Origin of the sequence: Aeromicrobium sp. UC242_57, from assembly GCF_044452305.1 — a bacterium.
In the GTDB taxonomy this organism is placed as follows: Bacteria; Actinomycetota; Actinomycetes; order Propionibacteriales; family Nocardioidaceae; genus Aeromicrobium.
The window spans coordinates 1,218,251-1,236,508 of record NZ_JBIOAM010000005.1 but is presented as its reverse complement, the minus strand read 5'-3'; the positions used below and the strand labels follow the sequence as shown (position 1 = coordinate 1,236,508).

General features: G+C 66.3%; 23 protein-coding genes and 1 pseudogene. 9 read left to right on the top strand and 15 right to left on the bottom strand.

Features of this window, described 5'->3' with window-relative positions:
- Nucleotides 1-68: 68 nt before the first annotated feature.
- Complete coding sequence (locus ACHMWU_RS29375) at nucleotides 69-683, bottom strand: cupin domain-containing protein (protein ID WP_396048999.1); 615 nt, start codon at nucleotides 681-683, stop codon at nucleotides 69-71.
- Between the two features lie 77 nt (nucleotides 684-760).
- On the opposite strand from ACHMWU_RS29375, the gene ACHMWU_RS29370 reads away from it, so the two are divergent.
- Nucleotides 761-2,140, top strand: coding sequence for an MFS transporter (locus tag ACHMWU_RS29370; RefSeq protein WP_396048998.1), 1,380 nt, complete (start codon nucleotides 761-763; stop codon nucleotides 2,138-2,140).
- On the opposite strand, the gene ACHMWU_RS29365 is transcribed toward ACHMWU_RS29370, so the two are convergent.
- The 6 genes and pseudogenes from ACHMWU_RS29365 to ACHMWU_RS29340 all read right to left on the bottom strand — a co-directional run bounded on the left by ACHMWU_RS29365 (nucleotide 2,129) and on the right by ACHMWU_RS29340 (nucleotide 5,044).
- Entirely contained in the window at nucleotides 2,129-2,605 is a 477-nt protein-coding gene (locus ACHMWU_RS29365) for a hypothetical protein (protein ID WP_396049324.1), read from the bottom strand. The genes ACHMWU_RS29370 and ACHMWU_RS29365 overlap by 12 nt on opposite strands.
- 146 nt (nucleotides 2,606-2,751) lie before the next feature.
- Nucleotides 2,752-2,901, bottom strand: a pseudogene (locus tag ACHMWU_RS29360) (hypothetical protein); the annotation flags it as partial.
- A 20-nt stretch (nucleotides 2,902-2,921) separates the two neighbouring features.
- The gene (locus ACHMWU_RS29355; RefSeq protein WP_396048997.1) at nucleotides 2,922-3,317 is read right to left on the bottom strand and encodes a nuclear transport factor 2 family protein; all 396 of its coding nucleotides are present in this window, start codon (nucleotides 3,315-3,317) and stop codon (nucleotides 2,922-2,924) included.
- A gap of 10 nt (nucleotides 3,318-3,327) precedes the next feature.
- Nucleotides 3,328-3,624: a hypothetical protein gene (locus ACHMWU_RS29350; protein WP_396048995.1), complete on the bottom strand. Its 297-nt coding sequence runs from the start codon at nucleotides 3,622-3,624 to the stop codon at nucleotides 3,328-3,330.
- Nucleotides 3,621-4,889 carry an AMP-binding protein gene (locus ACHMWU_RS29345; protein ID WP_396049284.1) on the bottom strand — a complete coding sequence of 423 codons (1,269 nt, stop codon included), beginning with the start codon at nucleotides 4,887-4,889 and terminating at the stop codon, nucleotides 3,621-3,623. Before ACHMWU_RS29345 ends, ACHMWU_RS29350 begins: the two co-directional genes overlap by 4 nt.
- Nucleotides 4,886-5,044 carry a hypothetical protein gene (locus ACHMWU_RS29340; protein ID WP_396048994.1) on the bottom strand — a complete coding sequence of 53 codons (159 nt, stop codon included), beginning with the start codon at nucleotides 5,042-5,044 and terminating at the stop codon, nucleotides 4,886-4,888. Before ACHMWU_RS29340 ends, ACHMWU_RS29345 begins: the two co-directional genes overlap by 4 nt.
- A gap of 132 nt (nucleotides 5,045-5,176) precedes the next feature.
- Between ACHMWU_RS29340 and ACHMWU_RS29335 the strand changes: the two genes are divergently transcribed.
- Nucleotides 5,177-5,908 carry an SDR family oxidoreductase gene (locus tag ACHMWU_RS29335; protein ID WP_396048992.1) on the top strand — a complete coding sequence of 244 codons (732 nt, stop codon included), beginning with the start codon at nucleotides 5,177-5,179 and terminating at the stop codon, nucleotides 5,906-5,908.
- A gap of 80 nt (nucleotides 5,909-5,988) precedes the next feature.
- Here ACHMWU_RS29335 and ACHMWU_RS29330 read toward each other — a convergent pair whose 3' ends face one another.
- A complete protein-coding gene (locus ACHMWU_RS29330; RefSeq protein WP_396048991.1) occupies nucleotides 5,989-6,261 on the bottom strand; it encodes a hypothetical protein in 273 nt (90 codons plus the stop codon).
- A 115-nt stretch (nucleotides 6,262-6,376) separates the two neighbouring features.
- Here ACHMWU_RS29330 and ACHMWU_RS29325 point away from each other — a divergent pair, with 115 nt between their 5' ends.
- Both ACHMWU_RS29325 and ACHMWU_RS29320 read left to right on the top strand, forming a co-directional pair.
- Nucleotides 6,377-6,973: a hypothetical protein gene (locus tag ACHMWU_RS29325; protein WP_396048990.1), complete on the top strand. Its 597-nt coding sequence runs from the start codon at nucleotides 6,377-6,379 to the stop codon at nucleotides 6,971-6,973.
- Nucleotides 6,970-8,646 (top strand): AMP-binding protein, encoded by a 1,677-nt coding sequence (locus tag ACHMWU_RS29320; RefSeq protein ID WP_396048989.1) that lies wholly within the window; start codon nucleotides 6,970-6,972, stop codon nucleotides 8,644-8,646. Before ACHMWU_RS29325 ends, ACHMWU_RS29320 begins: the two co-directional genes overlap by 4 nt.
- On the opposite strand, the gene ACHMWU_RS29315 is transcribed toward ACHMWU_RS29320, so the two are convergent.
- The 3 genes from ACHMWU_RS29315 to ACHMWU_RS29305 all read right to left on the bottom strand — a co-directional run bounded on the left by ACHMWU_RS29315 (nucleotide 8,592) and on the right by ACHMWU_RS29305 (nucleotide 11,077).
- Entirely contained in the window at nucleotides 8,592-9,722 is a 1,131-nt protein-coding gene (locus ACHMWU_RS29315) for a DUF222 domain-containing protein (protein WP_396048987.1), read from the bottom strand. The genes ACHMWU_RS29320 and ACHMWU_RS29315 overlap by 55 nt on opposite strands.
- Before the next feature lie 151 nt (nucleotides 9,723-9,873).
- Complete coding sequence (locus tag ACHMWU_RS29310) at nucleotides 9,874-10,296, bottom strand: hypothetical protein (protein WP_396048986.1); 423 nt, start codon at nucleotides 10,294-10,296, stop codon at nucleotides 9,874-9,876.
- A 64-nt stretch (nucleotides 10,297-10,360) separates the two neighbouring features.
- Nucleotides 10,361-11,077: an SDR family oxidoreductase gene (locus tag ACHMWU_RS29305; RefSeq protein WP_396048985.1), complete on the bottom strand. Its 717-nt coding sequence runs from the start codon at nucleotides 11,075-11,077 to the stop codon at nucleotides 10,361-10,363.
- An 84-nt stretch (nucleotides 11,078-11,161) separates the two neighbouring features.
- Between ACHMWU_RS29305 and ACHMWU_RS29300 the strand changes: the two genes are divergently transcribed.
- Together ACHMWU_RS29300 and ACHMWU_RS29295 are read left to right on the top strand one after the other, a co-directional pair.
- The gene (locus tag ACHMWU_RS29300; protein WP_396048984.1) at nucleotides 11,162-11,719 is read left to right on the top strand and encodes a TetR/AcrR family transcriptional regulator; all 558 of its coding nucleotides are present in this window, start codon (nucleotides 11,162-11,164) and stop codon (nucleotides 11,717-11,719) included.
- A complete protein-coding gene (locus tag ACHMWU_RS29295; RefSeq protein WP_396048983.1) occupies nucleotides 11,716-12,207 on the top strand; it encodes a hypothetical protein in 492 nt (163 codons plus the stop codon). The genes ACHMWU_RS29300 and ACHMWU_RS29295 overlap by 4 nt, the downstream gene beginning before the upstream one ends.
- A gap of 136 nt (nucleotides 12,208-12,343) precedes the next feature.
- Here ACHMWU_RS29295 and ACHMWU_RS29290 read toward each other — a convergent pair whose 3' ends face one another.
- Genes ACHMWU_RS29290 through ACHMWU_RS29280 form a run of 3 tightly spaced genes read right to left on the bottom strand, consistent with a single transcriptional unit; the run spans nucleotide 12,344 to nucleotide 14,246 of the window.
- Entirely contained in the window at nucleotides 12,344-12,547 is a 204-nt protein-coding gene (locus ACHMWU_RS29290) for a hypothetical protein (RefSeq protein WP_396048982.1), read from the bottom strand.
- A complete protein-coding gene (locus ACHMWU_RS29285) occupies nucleotides 12,541-13,494 on the bottom strand; it encodes a helix-turn-helix domain-containing protein (protein WP_396048981.1) in 954 nt (317 codons plus the stop codon). Before ACHMWU_RS29285 ends, ACHMWU_RS29290 begins: the two co-directional genes overlap by 7 nt.
- A 5-nt stretch (nucleotides 13,495-13,499) precedes the next feature.
- Nucleotides 13,500-14,246, bottom strand: coding sequence for a hypothetical protein (locus ACHMWU_RS29280; RefSeq protein ID WP_396048980.1), 747 nt, complete (start codon nucleotides 14,244-14,246; stop codon nucleotides 13,500-13,502).
- 634 nt (nucleotides 14,247-14,880) lie between these two features.
- On the opposite strand from ACHMWU_RS29280, the gene ACHMWU_RS29275 reads away from it, so the two are divergent.
- Genes ACHMWU_RS29275 through ACHMWU_RS29265 form a run of 3 tightly spaced genes read left to right on the top strand, consistent with a single transcriptional unit; the run spans nucleotide 14,881 to nucleotide 17,173 of the window.
- Nucleotides 14,881-15,534, top strand: a complete 654-nt coding sequence (locus ACHMWU_RS29275; protein ID WP_396048979.1) for a helix-turn-helix domain-containing protein — start codon at nucleotides 14,881-14,883, stop codon at nucleotides 15,532-15,534.
- A complete protein-coding gene (locus tag ACHMWU_RS29270; protein ID WP_396048978.1) occupies nucleotides 15,531-15,956 on the top strand; it encodes a DEAD/DEAH box helicase in 426 nt (141 codons plus the stop codon). Before ACHMWU_RS29275 ends, ACHMWU_RS29270 begins: the two co-directional genes overlap by 4 nt.
- Entirely contained in the window at nucleotides 15,857-17,173 is a 1,317-nt protein-coding gene (locus tag ACHMWU_RS29265) for a DEAD/DEAH box helicase (RefSeq protein ID WP_396048977.1), read from the top strand. The genes ACHMWU_RS29270 and ACHMWU_RS29265 overlap by 100 nt, the downstream gene beginning before the upstream one ends.
- A gap of 216 nt (nucleotides 17,174-17,389) precedes the next feature.
- Here the strand turns inward: ACHMWU_RS29265 and ACHMWU_RS29260 are convergent, their stop codons facing one another.
- Complete coding sequence (locus ACHMWU_RS29260) at nucleotides 17,390-18,247, bottom strand: alpha/beta fold hydrolase (RefSeq protein ID WP_396048975.1); 858 nt, start codon at nucleotides 18,245-18,247, stop codon at nucleotides 17,390-17,392.
- Between the last annotated feature and the right edge of the window lie 11 nt (nucleotides 18,248-18,258).

Sequence of the window (18,258 nt, the reverse complement as noted above, 5' to 3'; positions counted from 1 at the left end):
AAGCCTCGAAGCCGTCGTGGTTTCGAGGCTTCGGCCGCAAGCGGCCTCCGCACCTCAACCACCGAAGGCTATGCCCCGCCCAGCACCTCGTCCAGGTGCCGAAGGGCGACGTCCTCGTCCGTGGCGCCCACACTTCCGCCCTCACCGAAGATCGTGAGCACCTCGGCGTCAAACTCGCCGTCGCTGCCGAACCAGTGCGGGGTACGGGTGTCGAACTCGGCAACTTCCCCAGCGCCCAGGCGTAGATCTCGGGTACCCACGATCAGCCGGAGTCGTCCGGACAGCACGTAGATCCAGGCCGATCCGCGATGCGTCGACAGCGACGGAGTCACGGTGGTGCGGGGAACGATGATCTTCCAGGCGTGCCGCCGGCCAGGCTGCCGGGTGAGTGGCACGACAGTGCGTCCGTTCACGCGCCGGGGCCGCAGCCGGATGCGGGGGTCACCGGTCTCTGGGCTGCCGACGAGGTCGTCGAGCGACAGCCGGTAGAGCTGCGCGAGGGGCAGGAGCAGCTCGAGGCTCGGCCTGCGCTGGCCGGTCTCCAACCGCGAGAGCGTGCTCGTGGAGATGCCGGTGGTCGTCGAGACCTCGCTGAGGCTGAGGCCCGACCGGGCCGGCAGCTCTTGAAGCCGGGGAGCAACCTGATTCAGGGTCTGATCGATCCTCGACGCTGATGTGTCCATCCGCCCATCAGAGCAGATCGTCCCAGAAACAGCAAAATTCTTTGCGATTTTGAATGCGCCTGGGTGACGGTGGAGGCATGAGAACAGAGTCGGTACAGCGCAGCAGGTCGCTCATGACGGTGCTCATCTTGAGCGTCCTGAGTGCGTCGGTGGGGACGAGCGCCGCGAACGTCGCGCTGCCCGTGCTCGCCTCTGCCTTCGGGGGCAGCTTCGCCGACGCTCAGTGGGTGGCACTCGCGTACCTGATCGCGATGACCGCCACGAGCGGAGCCGCCGGATTCCTCGGCGATCGGATGGGGCGCCCCCGCGCCCTGCTCCTGGGCACTGTCGTCTTCGCCACCGCATCTGTCGCCGCCGCCGTGGCACCGTCGCTGTCGGTCTTGGTGCTCGCCCGCGCGGTTCAGGGCGCGGGCGCCGCCGTCATGATGGCGCTTCCTCTCGCGATCGGCCGCGACATCGCGTCAGCAGGTCGCACGGGCTCCATGATGGGGCTGCTCGGGACGATCGGAGCAGTCGGCACGGCCTCAGGCCCGGCAGCGGGTGGGCTGCTGATCTCGTGGGCGGGCTGGCAGCCGATCTTCTGGGTCATGGCAGGGCTCGGCGCACTCACGGCCGCCCTCGCGTCGACCTTTGCCCTGACCGGTTCGTCACCCACGCCATCACGTCTCGATCTCCCCGGAGTTCTCCTGCTCACCAGCGGCGTCGCCACCTACGCCGTGGCACTGACCCTCGATGTCTCCCTCTGGACGACCGGCGCCCTCCTGGTCGGCGCGACCGTGATCCTGTCGGCCTTCTTCGCCGTCGAGCAACGAAGCACGGCTCCCATGCTGCCGCCGTCGTTGCTCCGCGGCAGCGCGCTCGGTGTCGGCGGCCTGCTGAACTTCATCGTCGGCACCGTCATGATGAGCACGCTCGTCGTCGGTCCCTTCTTCCTGGGCGGCGCGCTCGGCCTCAGCAGCGGACAGATCGGGCTCGTCATGGCGGCCGGACCCGTCGCCTCGGCATGCACGGGGTTCATCGCCGGACGGATCGTCGACACCCTCGGCCCAGCCCGCATGACCTCGGTGGGCCTGGCGTTGATGACCGCAGGCGCCGGCGCGCTCGCCCTGCTTCCTGGATGGCTCGGCGTGGCCGGGTACATGGCCGGCACGGTGCTCCTGGCGCCGGGATATCAGCTGTTCCTCGCGGCGAACAACACCGCCGTGCTCGGATCGATCGACCCGAGCCGCCGCGGCGTCGCCTCGGGCACGCTCAACCTGGCCCGCAACATCGGCATGGTCACGGGCGCGTCAGCGATGGGCCTGATCTACACGACGGCAGCGGGAACTGCCGACGTCACTACTGCCTCCAAGGACGCCCTGGAGACAGGGCTGCTCGTCACCTACCTGTTCGCCGCCGCGGCACTTGTCGCCGCGACGGCGATAGCCCGCCGAGCCGCCAGTCGCTCATGGAAATAGTTCCGCACCCGAGAGCGGGGGTCGACTCAGGCTGCTGCGAGCAGTGTCGGCGACCGTGCTGTCGGAGTCGTTCATGAGAAGCTCCATCAGCGGCCGGTTCTTGCCGTGCAGAGTGAGGCAGAACCTTACGTTGGCGGACTTGTCTTGAGCGAGCTCGAACAGTATGTCGTCTGGACAGTTCTCACAGGTGGCCACGATGGCCCGGGTGACGGCCTGGGGGTCCTTCGCCAGCGCGCGTCGCTGAGAGCTCGTGATTTTCGGGTTCCTGGCCACCATGCCCCGGACCTGCGGGTGGACGTCGCCCAGGAGCCGCTCCAAGATTTCTGGGTGCGTCGTGGCCCAGGCCAGCTCTTCCCGCACATGCCAGTCGTGATCATCTGCCAGCGTCGCTGACATTTCGAGATCTGCGTGAGCCAATTGCGCGAGAGCACGCCTCGCCGAGGTGGTGCCGCTGGATGCGACCATCGCGAGGCACTCTGCGGTCGTCCGTGGGTGCTGGACGGCTTCACGACTGATGTAGGCGTCAGCATCTGCGACGGCTGGGCCAAGGCGGCCGGCGGGCAGCTCGGGTTTTCGACGAGCGCCTCCCTGACACTTCTGACCGGATCCGCCGCCAGGGCGACCAGCGCCTCAGGCGGCGCATCGGCCCGGCTGGCGACGGCTTTTCGGACTTGGGCATTGCTGTCCGCCGCCAGCTGGTTCCACTCCGCATGCGATGGATGCTCGTTCGTGGCACGGTGACGTCGCTCGCTCACCTTCATGCCGACATCCTAGAGCTCCGTCAGTGACCGAAGTCTTCCTTGATGCCCATGCCGGCGAGCAGCGTCGGACGGTCGTAGTACTCGAGCCACTCGGTGACCTTGCCATCCTCCATCGACATGATGCCGACGACCGGCACCTCGCCGTGGTTGCCGTCGAAGTCGAAGACGTCGACACGCTGCACGAACACGCGCCCACCGATGACGCCGAGCGCCTCGATCTGCAGCTTCATGCTCGTGGCCTTGCTGCCGAGCAGCGCAATGCGCTCACCGACGGCGTCCTTGCCGACCAACGGCTCGTGCATGACGCTGTGCAGCACGCCGTTCTCGGCGAACAGGTCGGTGACGGCGTCCCAGTCCATCGCGTCCCACGCGGCGAACATCGTCTGGGCGAGGTCGAGCTTTTCCTGATCGTTCATGGTGCTCCTTCTAGGTGGTGATGCGCAGCTCGCGCTTGAGGATCTTGCCGACGGGGTTGCGGGGCATCTCGTCGCGGATGTCGAGGCGCTCGGGCAGCTTGAACGACGCGATCTTCTTGGCTCGGAGGAACTCGATGAGCTCTTCCAAGGTCAGCGAGGCGCCCTGCGCGAGGGTCACGACGGCGGCGATGCGCTCGCCGAGCACCTCGTCGGGATCACCGATCACGGCGACGTCGACGACGGCGGGGTGTTCGGCGATGAGCCCTTCGAGCTCGACGGGGGCGATGTTCATGCCGCCACGGATCACCAGGTCCTTGGCCCGGTCGAGGTAGTGCAGGTACTGGCTCTTGTCACCGGCGATCTCGAACAGGTCACCGGTCTTGAGGTAGCCCTGCTCGTCGAAGGGGCTGGGCCGCTTCTCGCCGTGCAGGTAGCCCGCGAAGACCGTCGGACCGCTGATGCGCAGCCGCCGCTGCGTCCGTTCTCGGTGATGTCCTCGCCGGTGTCGAGGTCGACGAGGCGGACACCGACCCATTCGGACACCCGGCTCGACCACGTGACGCCGGGGGTGCCGTAGCGCGGGAAGTACTGCGCGCGGTCGCTCGGATCCGGGAAGTCCTCGGGGCTCGACAGCAGGCCGATACCCTCGTTGGAACCGAAGAAGTTGATGACGCCGATGCCGAACTTCTCCTGCCATCCACGCACCATGGTCGGCTGCAGGGGCACTGAGCCCGAGCCGATGCGGGTCAGGCTACTCAGGTCGACCTTGGCGAGCAGCTCTTCGTTGTGCAGCAGCATCCACAGCAGCGCCGGGGGCGCGACGGTGTACGTCACGCGTTCGGTCGCGATCTGGCCGAGGAAGGTCGGCAGGTCGAAGGGGTGGTGCTGCACGAGGACGCAGCCGGTCCGCAGCCACGGCAGGAACATGCCGTTGATGCCGGCCATGTTGACCATCGGGAACGGGTTGAGCAGCACGTCGTCGGCCGTGACGGCGGGAACCTCGACGGTCGCCCAGCTGATCGCGAGCCAGTCGTAGTGGCAACGCGGAACGCCCTTGGGCTCGCTCTCGGTGCCGGACGTCCAGCAGATCGTGAGGCAGTCGTTGGGGTCGTTGGGGTCTGCGGCGACCTGCTCGTCGACGCGCGAACGCTGCTCAGCCGTGGCGGGGGTCGGGGCGATGTGCAGGATGCCCTCGGGCACGTCGGTCATGACCTCGGCGTGCGGACCGTACGCGATGAGCGCCTCGACCGACGGCATCTGCGCACGAGCGGCCTGGATGTCGCCGAGCGGCGAGCGTGCACCGAACTGCGGGACGGTCACGAAGGCCTTGAACTCGGCCTGCGTCGCCATGCCGACGATCTCGCGTTCGCGGTACTGCATCGGCAGCGGAGAGACGACGACGCCGATCATCCAGGCGGCGACGTAGACCTCGACGAGCTCGATCGTGTTGGGGATCTGGACGCCCAGCACGTCGCCACGGTGCAGGCCGAGCGCGAGGAGGCGGTCGGCGAGGGCGGTTGCCTCGGCGTCGAGCTCGTTCCAGGTGAGACGACGGGGCTCCGTGCCGGTCAGTGCCGCGCGGTTGGCGGATCGACGACGGCGAGCTCGTCGCCGCGGGTCTCGACCTGGTGGCGGAACAGCTGATCGACGGTCTCGTCGGACCACCAGCCACGTTCGCGGTAGTCCTGGACCTTGGATGCGGGATGGAGTCCGCGGGTAATCGTCATGACAGCACTCACCTCGTGACACTTCAGTTAACAGTGTGATACACCTTACTACAGTAAACAGAGCGAGTGGTCAACGACTTCTTCGCCCGATCGAAAGGACACCTGCTTGTGTCTGCCCTGAAGGGAGCGCCCGTGGAGGGCGCCCGCATCGTCGTCACCGGCGCCAACCGCGGAATCGGTCTGGCATTCGTGCAGGAAGCGCTCGCCCGCGGCGCAGCCAAGGTCTACGCCGGTGTGCGCGACACCAACGACATCACCCCTGAGCTGGCCGCCACCGGCGCCGAGCCCGTCCAGCTCGAGGTCACCAGCAGTGACGACATCGCGGCCGCCGCAGCCCACTGCAGCGACGCCAACGTCCTGATCAACAACGCCGGACTGCACGCCGGCGACCGCCTCGTGAAGGCGTCCGACGCCGACGCCGCGCGCCGCGAGATGGAAGTCAACTACTTCGGCCCCCTGGCGACGACCCGCGCCTTCGCGCCCGTGCTGGCCGCGAACGGTGGCGGCTCGATCGTCAACGTCCTGTCGGTCGCCGCGATCGCACCGACCGCGTTCATGGGCGGCTACTCCCCCGCCAAGGCCGCCGCGCTCTACCTCGGCGGCATCGCGCGGGCCGAGCTCGAGCCCGACGGCATCACGGTCACCTCGCTGATCGTCGGCTCGGTCGACACCCGCATGGCCTCGCACGTCGACGGGAACAAGGAAGATCCCCGCACCATCGCGGTCGCCGGGTTCAAGGCCATGTCGCGCGGCGACTGGACCTGCGACACCGACCGCATGGCGTTCGAGTCGCGTGCGCGGCTCGCGCTCGACCCGGTCCGCTACGAGCGCGGGCTCGGCAGCTGCTGTTCGTCACCGACCTGAGCACCAAGGCATGAGCGCCGCACCCATCCGGGTTGCCCAGTGGGCGACCGGCGCCGTCGGCAAGACCATCATGCGCGGCGTCATCGACCGGCCCGACCTCGCAGCTGGTCGGCCTGTACGTCTACGGCGACAAGAAGGTCGGTCGCGACGCCGGCGACATCGCCCGACGTGACGCGACCGGCGTCATCGCGACGCGTGACCTCGACGAGCTCATCGCGACCCGGCCACAGGTCGTCATGCATGCGCCACGCCTTCAGGTGCCGTACGAGAAGCACGACGAAGATCTGCTGACGCTGCTGCGCGCCGGCATCAACGTCATCACGACGGCTGGCCAGCACTTCCCGCGTGCGCACGGATCGGAGCGCGAGAAGCTGTTCCTCGACGCGTGCCACGAGGGCAACAGCACCCTGTTCGGTGTCGGCGTCAGCCCCGGCATCATCGGCGAACGCCTCGCACTCGGCCTGACCGGTGCCAGCGTCACCCTCGACAGCATCACGATCGACGAGGTGCTCGACGCGCGCCGGATGCCCGACCCCGACTTCGCGTTCACCGTCATGGGCATGGGCTCAGACCCCGCGAAGCCTCGACGGTTCTGGGCCGCTGCCGACCCTGTACGCCGCGCTCTACCTCGAGACGATCGCGTTCATGTGCGAGCAGATGGGCGTGACGTACGACGAGGTGCGACCCGATCACAAGGTCGTCCCGGCGAGCCGCGACCTCGACGTCGCCGCAGGTCACATCGCTGCCGGAACGGTCGGCAGCACCGAGTGGCGCTGGCACGCGATCGTCGACGGCAAGCCGTTCCTGACCTTGGCGATCATCTGGACCATGGAGCCCGACCTGCCGCAGTACGCCGGCCGCGACGAGTGGACGATCCACTTCAAGGGCAAGCCCGAGATGATCGTGACGCTCAACCTTGTCGAGCCCGACGAGCCCGGTGTCCGCACCACGGCTGGCCAGTACGTCACCGCCGGACCTGCGCTGCGCGCCATCGAGGCCGTCGTCGCTGCCCCGGCCGGCATCTTCGAGCCACCGGTCTTCGCACCGTTCCGGATGGACCGATGACACCGGCGCTGACTCCGACGCCGCCGGAGTATCTCGACCCCGAGTACTCGCTGCATCCCGACGGCACCCGCGTCGAACGCCTCGAAGACATCATCCGCTTGCGCGCTGCTGCGACGCCCGACCTGCCTGCGGTCATCCAACCGACGGGCCGGACGTCGTTCGCCGAGCTCGACCGCGAGTCCAACCGGGTCGCCCAGGCGCTGCTGCGCGATGGCGTCGGCCCCGGCGACCGGGTGTCGTACGTCGGCGAGAACGCGCCGTCATTCCTCGCGGTGCTGTACGGCGCCTCGAAGATGGGCGCGATCCCGACTGCGCTCAACTTCCGGCTCGCGGTGCCCGAGGTCGAGTACATCTTGAGCCACAGCGAGCCGTCCGTCGTCGTGCTCGGACGCGACCAGGAACGGCTGGCACCCATGGCCGCTGCGGCTCCTGGCGTCAAGACTGTCGTGACGGTCGAGGACGGACCTTCGTCGACGGGCTGGGACAGCTGGCTCGACGGCGTCAGCGACGAGGACCCTGGGTTCTCGCGCGGACCGCACGACACGGCGCTGATGTTCTACAGCTCCGGCACCACTGGTCGCCCCAAGGGCATCGAGCCGACTGGCTCCAACCTCGGCAAGGCTCTCGCGGCGATGCACTACCTGCTCGAGCTCGACACGACCGCCGTCGCGCTGGCGCCCATCCCGTTCTTCCACGTCTCCGGCCTGGGGCTGGCGCTGGTCAGCAACCTCAACGGCGCCGCTCTGCTGCTGCGCAACCCGGCCTCGCCGGCCGAGGCCTGCCAGATCTTGCAGGAAGACAAAGTCACCCACGCCGTGGCGGTGCCGACCGTCATCCAGTTCCTGATGTCGCTGCCGCAGGCGCGCGAGGGCGACTGGTCGCACCTGCGCTACATGATCTACGGCGCTGCGCCGATGCCCGAACCGGTGCTGCGCGAGGCCACGGCAGTGCTGGGCTGCAAGTTCCTGCAGAGCTACGGCCTGACCGAGTCGACCGGCGGCGTCACGATGCTGCTGCCAGAAGACCACCTCGTCACCGGTGAGACGACGCACCGCCTCCGATCGGTCGGCAAGCCCATGCCGAACGTCCCGGTGCGCATCGTCGACCCCGAGACGCTCGAAGACGTGCCGGTCGGCGTGCGCGGCGAGGTGCTGATCGGCGGCGGCCACGTCATGCGCCGCTACTGGCGCAACCCGACCGCCACGGACGCGTCGATCACGGCTGACGGCTGGCTGCGCTCTGGCGACGGCGGATCATTCGACGCCGACGGCTACCTCTACCTGCACGACCGGCTCAAGGACATGATCGTGTCGGGCGGAGAGAACGTCTACCCGGCCGAGGTCGAGAGCATCCTGACCGAGCATCCGGCGATCGCGCAGGTCGCTGTCGTCGGTGTGCCGTCAGAGAAGTGGGGCGAGTCGCCAATCGCGGTCGTCGTGCTGAAGCCCGGCGCCTCGGTCGCCGAGGCAGAGCTCGATTGCCTGGTCACGCGATCACATGGCGCACTTCAAGTGCCCGGTGTCGGTGGCATTCGTCGATGCGCTGCCGTTGAACGCGAGCGGGAAGCTGCTGAAGACGCAGCTGCGGGCGACGTACGGCAGCCAGCGCGGGTGTGGGGTCATGCTGCCGGGGTGACCGGCTCGGGTCTGGTGGTCCAGCGCAGGAGGCCGTGACCCTTGTAGCCGTGATGTCGTCGGCAGAACGGGCCCAGGTTGTCACCCGTGGTCGGGCCTTCAGGAAACGGTTGTCGATGATCGAAGTCGCACAGATTGGCCGGCACCATGCACCCCGGTGCTTGGCACGTTCCGTGCAGGAAAGCCAACGCGATCTTGAGGATGTCTGGTGCCAGCCGTCCGACGTACTCATGAGCCAGGACGTCGTCGGTGACCGGATCGACCACGATCCGGTGCCAGAACGTCGACCCTGAGCCGACGACCGCGGCGATCCAGCTGGCGGGGACGCCCCACCGACCATCGGACGACTCGGCGAACCCGGGGTTGAACCCCGCCAGCACATCCGCACCCACGGTGACCGCGATGTTCGCGTCAACCGCCGAGGCGGCGGCTTCGGACTCGGTGCACCACGCCACCAGCAGATCGGCCTCACGCTGGGCGATCGTGCGCTCGTCATCAGGACCAGCCGGGCGTCGGGCGGCCTTGCGGTACCGGTCTTGGATCGCTGCCAGCTCGTGCGACGGCAGATAGGCGTTCAACCAGCCCATGGAGTCTTCACCATGCTTGATCGACACGTGCCGCTTGTCCCGTTCTTCTTCGGCCCGCTCGATCGCCAGATCAGCCTCGACCCGCCGCACGAACGCCTTCAACCAGCTTCGCAACTCAGCGGCCGTGTGCGTCTCGGCATACTCGACGACCCTGCGGTCGAGCCGGTGGACCGACTCGGCCCGCTTCAGCTGATCGATCGTGTGCCCGATCTCGCGCATCCGCACCAGATCGATCCGCCCGTCCACGAAGGCTTCCCACGATGTCGGCGACTGGTCGCGCACCGTGTCGGCGACCGACAACCGGTGCTGCACCTGCCCCTCGCTCAGCCCCGATGCCTCACCGATAGCCATCGCGATCGCGCCACGCTCGGTGAACCGCTTCATCGCAGACTCCCCCGACGCGGCGATGCGTTCCAGCTCACGATCTCGGTAGTCGAGCATCGCCACCACCTCACGCGCCTCGGCACGCGCCCGCTCACGCACGACGCCGGTCACGACGTCGATCGGAGCAGCGGTTTCGGTGGCCATACATCCAACCTAGACACCCCCCACCGACACCCCTTTTCGCTGCGATCGCGGGCTGTGGACAAAGTGCAGAGGCTGGGGCGAGACCTGTCGACGCGCGAGCAACCCTACTTGCGTCGTGGCGGCGACGAGGCCTACTGAACCAGGCTGATCGTCAGCTGCCGCTCGGCTCGGCGCCGAGGATCAGCAGCACGAGGTCGTCGCCCTTGTCTGACAAGCCCAGCAGGTACTGGGAGCCCTCGACCTCAACCTTGAAGGAGCCATCCCCAGATCGGTAAGCCTGGTAGGCCCGCTCACCGTCCTCCTGCGTCAGGGTCAGACCGTAGGTGGACTGGGCAGCGCTGACGAAGGCGTCCACTCGCGCGTCGGAATCGACCAGCACGGCGTCGGTCGAGCAGATGAACGCCACCACCGCGCCGGCGAAGGCCAGCGACGCCACGAGCCCCGCGGCACGCGAGTGGTCCTTCATGAACAAGTGCACGCCTGCCAGGACGCCGATGACGAGCAGCGCCACGGCAACCGTCACGAGGGCTGTGGAGAGGTTGTCGTGACCGCCGGCGGTGAACACGTTCTTCATGTGTGGGGGAACCTCTCGATGTGTGGGATGACCATCGGTGAGGTTACCGGGTGCGGCGAAGCGGTCAGCTGCCGGACAGTGCTGCGAACAGCTGCGCGTACCGCTCCGAGGGGGTCAGGGTGAGGCCCGACTTCACGAGCTTGGCCCAGTCGTCGCCCAGCACCTCGTCGGTGCCCGACTCGATCGCGTCGAGACCAGCTGCGGCCAGGGACGCGGGCGAGATCTTCGGGGCGTCGGTGCCCGCAGTCATGTCGGTGTCGACGAGACCCATGTGCACGCCGACGACCTGCGTGCCCTGGTCGGCGAGCTCGAGCCGCGTGCTGTCGGTGAGGCTCCACGCCGCTGCCTTGGACGCGGCGTAGGCGCCGGCGGTCGGGAGGGTGAACCATGACAGCGCCGAGACGACGTTGACGATGGCGCCTCCCCCGTTGGCCTTGAGGATCGGGGCGAACGCCTGGGTCATGAGCAGCGGACCGAAGAAGTTGGTGTCCATCTCGCGACGGATGTCGGCCACGTCGCCGGAGACGACCGAGGTGCCGGTCGAGATGCCTGCATTGTTGATCAGCACCTGCACATCGCCTGCCGCGGCCGCTGCGGCTTGGATCTGCGCGGGGTCGGTGATGTCGAGCTTGATGGGCTCGACGCCGTCCACGTCGATGGCGCCGTCGCGCGAGGCGGCGTAGATCTTGGACGCTCCGCGCTGCTTGAGCTGGGCGACGAACTCCGCACCGATCCCTCGGTTGGCTCCGGTCACCAGCACGACGGCGTTGTTCAACTGCATGAGAATCTCTTTCTGTAACGACCACTATGAATTAGATCTCGAACGTATCACATTTCATAGCGATCACTACGTTATGCTGGTCTCATGGCAGGTAGACCGAGAAGCTTCAACCGCGACACCGCGCTGGCGGCGGCCGTCGAGCAGTTCTGGCGCACCGGCTACGAGGAGACGTCTGTCGCGATGCTGACGAGCGCGATGGGCGTGACTCCCCCGAGCCTCTACGCGGCGTTCGGCGACAAGGACCGCCTCTTCAACGAGGCCTCCGACCTGTACTTCCGCCGGACGTGCGAGGGCGTTGATGCCGCGATGGCTGAACCGACCATCCGCGAGGCCATCACCCGGATGCTCGAGGGCACCGCCCGCGCGCACACTGCCAGCGACACACCGCTCGGCTGCCTGTTGCTGACTGAGCCCCGCCTCGCCGCGCAGCGCGAGGCCTTGCACGGCAAGCTCACCGACCGCATCGCGCGAGGTGTCACGGACGGCGACCTCCCCGCCACCGTTCAGCCCGACGAGCTGGCCTCTTTCCTCCTGGCCATCATGCGCGGCATGTCGGGCTGCGCCCGCGACGGCGGCTCGACCGACGAGGTCCTCGCCATCGCCCGCACCGCCGTCGCCGCCATCCCCACTGTCGACCGATGATCGGTGACCGCTGGGGAGTGACGGACGCCGAGATGCGCCTGCACTACCCATGCGATGACTTCGTCCCCGACCCCCCATGGCAGGCCTGGCGCGGAGTCACCGTCGACGCCACCCCGGACGCGGTATGGCCCTGGATCGCGCAGATCCGGTTGGCGCCCTACTCGTACGACTGGATCGACAACTTCGGCCGACGCTCGCCCCGCGAGCTCCAAGGACTGCCCGACCCCAAGGTCGGTGACCCGTTCACCGCCACCGCAGGACGCCCAATCGGGGCTGTCGTGTCGGTCGAGCCCGGAGTTCACCTGACGGCAAAGCTCGCAGGCGTCCACATGTCATACGTCCTCGTGGACGCTGGCCAGACGACCCGCCTCCTCCTCAAGATCGCCGCCCGCAACGGCCGCGCGCTTGGACCGCTCATCGCAGTTGGCGATCTCCCGATGGCGCGGAGGCAACTGCTCACTTTGCGGGCGCTCGCAGAAGGTCAGTAGTCCCCGCCACAGGGGCCACTCGAAGTAGAAGCATCACGTCATAGACGGCGTAGTGACCTACAGCGACCTAGGCCGGTGGGTCGATCGGTTCTTATCCGCGCCTCGACCAACAATCAACGGGAGCGAGATCAGAGTGTCAGAAAGCGCCGAACGTGCGGTGACCCTCGGAGGTTGCTTGAGGGCCATCGGAGCTGACCCGGATGATCTGCAACTGGGGGCGTGAGTCATCAAGTTCGCCGAGCAGTTGCCGGACCCGGCGAGGCTTCCAACGAAGTTCATCGGCGAGGCTCGCGACCCGCACGCCGCGCGCCTCGGCAAGCTCGAATGCGGCGTTCAGCATCGACGGGACCTCGCCGTCGTACTCGCGGATCGGCCGCGCGGCCTGAGGTACCTGCGCAAGTCGGATGTACCCGCGGCGGGCAGTGCTCTCAGAGTAGAGGCCAAGTTCTCTGCCCCTGTAGATGAGGCTCTTGACAGAGACCCCCCACCGTTCGCTGAGGTTGTACAGGTTCGGGAAATGCAGGCGGTCGGGGAAGCTCTTCCGCGGAGCTTGGAGGCCGGCGTGAGGAACTCGGCCGCGAACGAGTCGGCCTCGCGCTCTAGCCAGGTCTCCCCAGATGCGACGCCGTGATGGAGGACTAGGTGGCCAAGCTGACGAGCTGCACTGAATCGATGCCGGAGGATGTCGTCGGCGCGGTCGGCGGTGAGCACCATGAGTGGTCGGGGAAACTTGAGAGTTGAGTACGCATCGATGCGCGGGACGCCAGCGGGGGTCTTCGGCGCGAGACAGCAGATGATGCCCCGGGATTCAAGTTGCGCCACGAGGTGTCCGATCGGTTCGGTGCCTAGCCCCCACATAGTGCGGGTGGCTTGAGCAGCGGCCTCCGGGGTGTAGGTGACGTCGGGGTCGCCATGGATGTCGGGCAGTTCGATCAAGGGGAACCGCACGTGTGTCTCGAGCGCATGGGAAAGTTCCCAGACCTGCTCGGCAAAGGACGTCGCCCCATTGCGCTGCTTGGACGTCGTGGCGCGCAGGCTCTCGAAGTAGGTCTCGCTTGTGTCAAGACCTTGAAGAGGGCGTCCGGGTTCGAAGAACTCGACTGGGACGTCGAGCGCACTCGCTATGCGGACAAGGGTGTCTGAGCGCGGGGTGGCGATGCCTGCCTCGTACTGCCCGATGGCAGCCGGTGAGACCCCGCTGGCCTCGGCCAATTCCTTCTTGTTGAGTAGGGCGACTTCCCGGGCCTGCCTGAGGCGGCCGGGTTCGAAGAAGATACTGTTCGACATCGCTCCTACTTGGGCTCGAGGACTTCACCACCGCTCGCCGACTCCTCATGGAGTTCGAGGCGCGGCTTCGGGCGGGGTGCGGAATCGAACGTATCGCCCTTGACCGAGGCAGGGTTCGGGAAGGGCAAGGGCGTATCGATCAGCGACAGCTTCTGGCTGTCCTTGAAGTCAATGAACCCATCGGTGTCAAACGTCGCGACACCGATCTCGATTGCCCGTAGCCCACTGGTGGGGCCGCACTGGAACGCGGCGACGACGAGGACGGAAGCGATGGCCTCGATGGCCTTACGCTCGTCGTCGAGCTCTTCGAGCGCGGCTGCGACGGTCTCGCCGGCGGCGTCGGAGTTGTCCTGGTCTTCATCGAAGAACGACTGCTGGTCGCGATCGCGGTCGTTCATGCGGGCGAGGCGGGCACGCAGGTCCGAGACGCTTGCGCGCATTCTGCCATCGCGCGTGCCGCCCTCGATGACCTTGACCGGCAGGATGGCGAAGCCGTCCTTGATCAGGATGGAGTAGGGGGCGCCGGGCACCGAGAAGACCTGGGCCCCATCAAGAAGAGGTCCCACGTGGTCGATGATCTCCTCGGCAAGCGCGAGCCAGCACGTGCTGCCGTAGGCGTGATTGGTAGGAAGCTTTGACGCGACCTTCGCGTCGTACGAGCGGTTGTGCGCTCCCCTACCCGCTGCCACGAAGGCCTGCTCGATTTTTGCGGCGTTGCCGCTAAAGACCCGTTCGAGGAAGGAGCCTGCCATCGTCGTTGTCATCCACATCCCCATTCGTTGTGACCGCCGCTGCCAATGAAACACTACACTCAAACTTCAGATTATTTGCAATATTCGTCATATTAACCTGGTGTGTCGTGCTTCTATACGTCAGAACAACGACATCCATCGCTTTCTAGCCAGCAAGAGCCTTCACCAGACGCGCCTCAACCTCCGCTTCGGCGACCCGCCCAGCCTCTTCGAGAGTGGGGAACGGTGCGGTGGCGAAAAGGACGGTCCGTCCGAGCTTGGCTTCGGCGCGCCAAGTCTGGGGCGAGACCGTTTCGCAGATGACCTGGATCGAGATCGCGAACCTCGCGTCCGTCACGTGGTGACTAAGTCGCAGCCCAGGGTTTAGTTCATGACCGTCGATGTAAGTCCGCATTCGCATGTGATCCAGTGTGGACTGAGGGTGTGACAGTCCACCGTTACTCGCGCCCTGCGCTTGTCGGTTATCGACGGATCCATCGAACAACTCGGTTGCTAATGCAAGTGCGACGTCGCGCGGCGGAGTCCGCCAAACTGAATTGAACCACCTGGCGGTCGTGGCTGTGGCTCCCTCATGGCATATCAAGGGGACCTCATTATGTTTGGCATGTTTGGAAGATTTGATACAGTTGCGTCTATGACTGACGCTGACTCGGAGTTCATGCGCGTGGCCGCAGCAGCGGATTACATCGGAATCTCGGCCCAGACTTTGCGGCGCTGGGATCGCGACGGGCGCCTTCCTGCCGTCAAGCGCCCCGGCAGCAGCCACCGTTACTACCGACGCGCCGACCTTGAGGAGTACCGCCTGGAGTACCGCCGTGCACAAGACGCCGCGGAGGCAATTTCAATTTTCGCGACGGCGAACGCCGACATTGAAGCCAACGATCTTCTCCGCGAGCCGCAGAGAGATGCGCACCGCGCCGTGCGAGAGCACTTCGCCTCCTCAAACGCCCCAGGCATCCTGCAGATCCCTGTGGGGTGCGGCAAGACCGGGATCATCTCGACCCTGCCGTTCGGGATCTCTGAGGGCCGGGTGCTGGTGATCACCCCTAACCTGACCATTCGCAAAGGCGTTCAGGACGCACTCGACATCACTAGTCGCGAATGCTTCTGGACCAAGACCCGCGTTCTTTCAGATTTCACGGCTGGTCCGTGGACCGCCGTGCTCGACGGGCCGTCGGCAAACGTGCACGATGCCATCGAAAGCGACTTTGTAGTTACGAATGTTCAGCAGCCGCGAGCCGTGCCGACCGCTGGCTGCCGAGGTTCCCTCCGGACTTCTTCGACATGATCTTGGTCGATGAGGGGCACCACGCCCCCGCCGAGAGCTGGCAGAAGGTGTTCCGCAGGTTCCCCAACGCGAAGGTGGTGAGCCTGACAGCGACACCATTCCGAGCCGACGACAAGCACATGCACGGCGAATTGCTCTACAAGTTCTCGTTCACCAAGGCGATGGTGCAGGGCTACATAAAACAGATCCACTCGCGGAATGTGGCCCCCGCCGAGCTCTACTTTACGTACAGCGATGACACCTCCGTGAAGCACACTTTGGATGAAGTACTCGAACTGCGCGAAGAAGCATGGTTTCGTCGCGGCGTCGCGCTCAGCTCCGAGTGCAACCGACACATCGTCGAGGCAAGCATCCAGCAGTGCAACGCTATGCGTGCCCAGACCGGCGTCAAACATCAGATCGTGGCAGCAGCTTGCCGGTAGACCACGCGCGACAGGTCGCAGGCCTCTACGAAGAGTGCGGATACGTCGCAGCCGCGATCCACTCCGACATGGGCGACGACGCACAGGAGGCGGTCCTGGAACGATTGCGAACTGGAGTGCTCGACTGCATTGTGCAGGTCCAGATGCTCGGCGAAGGCTTCGACCACCCGCGGTTGAGTGTCGCCGCGATCTTCAGGCCGTTCCGCTCCTTAGCGCCGTACATCCAGTTCGTCGGCCGAGTCATGCGCGTCGTACAGCAGAACAAGCCGGACCATCCCGACAACCATGGGCACGTGGTCTCGCACGTCGGGCTGAACAACGACGAACGATGGTCCGAGTTCCGCGAGCTCGACCTCGAGGATCAGGCCTGGCTTCATGGATGGGTCGCAGGGACCGAGGAGAATGTCGAACCGGCAGCGTCCGACAGCGGACCGCAGTCCCGAAGGTTCGACGGCGGGATGGTCGTCGACAACGAGGTCCTGACTAGCTTCATCGACCAGGCGTACCTCGACCCGACCGACGATCGCGTCTTAGAGGAGATGCTCGCGAGGGAGGTCGCGCCCGGACTTACTCTCGGCGACATCACCACCTTGGAGTACTTGCGGACAGCTCTCCTAGACAGGCAAGCCCAGCAACCGGCAGATGACCCCGTTGCCATCCCGGTGTCACCGCAGCGTCGTCGTCAGTCCGCCCGTAGCCGGCTCAACAACCGGGTCGGGTCTGGTGCCAACCGGATCTTGGATGAGATTGGCCTGCCGCGGCAGGGCCGTCAGCTCGCGAAGGTATTCAAGGGCCCGATGGCCCCCAACGCCCAAGTTGTCATGCGCCTCCTCAACAAGGCCGTGTCAGACGAAGTCGGTGAAGGACGCGGCGACGCCTCTGCCGAAGATCTCGAGCGCGCCTTCGCCAAGATCGACGCCATCGCGGACGAGGTTCGCGACAATATTGCCCGGAAGCTCAGAAGGGAACACGTCATGCCCCAAATCAAGTCCTTGCTTGGACATGCCTCGGTGCAGACAGCTGTCAGACAGCGGATCTGCTATCGCCACCGCACAGGCAAGACTTCACACGTCATCGTCAAGGGCGAGACCTGTCTAGTCATCCACGGCGCCGACGGCGGCGATCGCAACTACTGCCGCGACAGTGCCGCGGACATTTTGACCAAGGCCCAGGATGACCTCGATGCCCTCACACGCGGACTACAACTAGGCATCTAGCTAACGGCTGCCTCTTTGCCAGCTGGACCTGCGCGGACCGGGCAACATTTCCTCTTGACAGTTCGGAACTGCCGACTTATCTCAACATACTCGCGGCGAGAACGGCCGATAACAGTTGGCCTTCTTCGGGCGGTGCGTACCTGCGTCCAAGTGGGCAAAATGCCCCACCCCAAACGCCGACGATCACCGTCCCGGTCAGTCGACGTCCGACACCAACTACCGCCGCGGCCCGTCGTCCGCGATGAACTCGCGGAGCACCTGCGCGAAACGGTCAGGGTCGTCCAGGTGCGGGAAGTGGCCCGCACCGTCGAAGATCTCGACACGGCAGTCGGGCAACTCGTTCTCGACGCTCAGCGCGTGCGAGGCCGGGATCATCCGGTCCTTCGCCCCCCACACGATCATGGTCGGCACGGGAAGCGCGTCCTGCAGGTGGTCGTGGGCGCTGATGCTCTGCCCGCCGATATCGATGACGGCACGGGTCGTGGCGAGGAAGGCCCGGCGACTCTCCCGGTCGCCGAGTGAGCTGAAGCCGCGCCAGATCGCGCCCACGTCCGCACCGGGCTTCCACCCGATCTTCGACGCACCCCGACCGAGCGCCTCGACGCGCGAGAGCACTGGCGCGGAGGCGACGACGCTGAGCACCTGCGCGGCGCCGGGCAACGTCGCCGAGCGCAGCACGAAGTTGACCTCACGACCCAGCCCTCCGCTGGAGACGAGGACGAGACGCTCAACCCTCTCCGGGAAGAGGTAGAAGAACTGCATCGCGATCCCGCCGCCGAGCGAGTGTCCGACCACGGTGACCCGTTCGATCCCGAGGTGGTCGAGCAGGTCCCGCATCGCCGCGGCGTGGGCGCTGAGCGAGTAGTCGCCGAACGGCTTGGCCGACTTCCCATGGCCGAAGAGGTCGGGCATGACCACACGATGGTCGTCGTCCATCACGTCGACCAGGTGCTCCCACTGCCGCTGCGAGCCGAGGATGCCGTGGATGAAGAGCACAGCCCGGCCGGAGCCGCTGTCGACGTAGGACAGCTCGTGACGGTGCAGCACGACCGTCTCTGGTGCCAAGCGCGTCACGGTGATCAGCC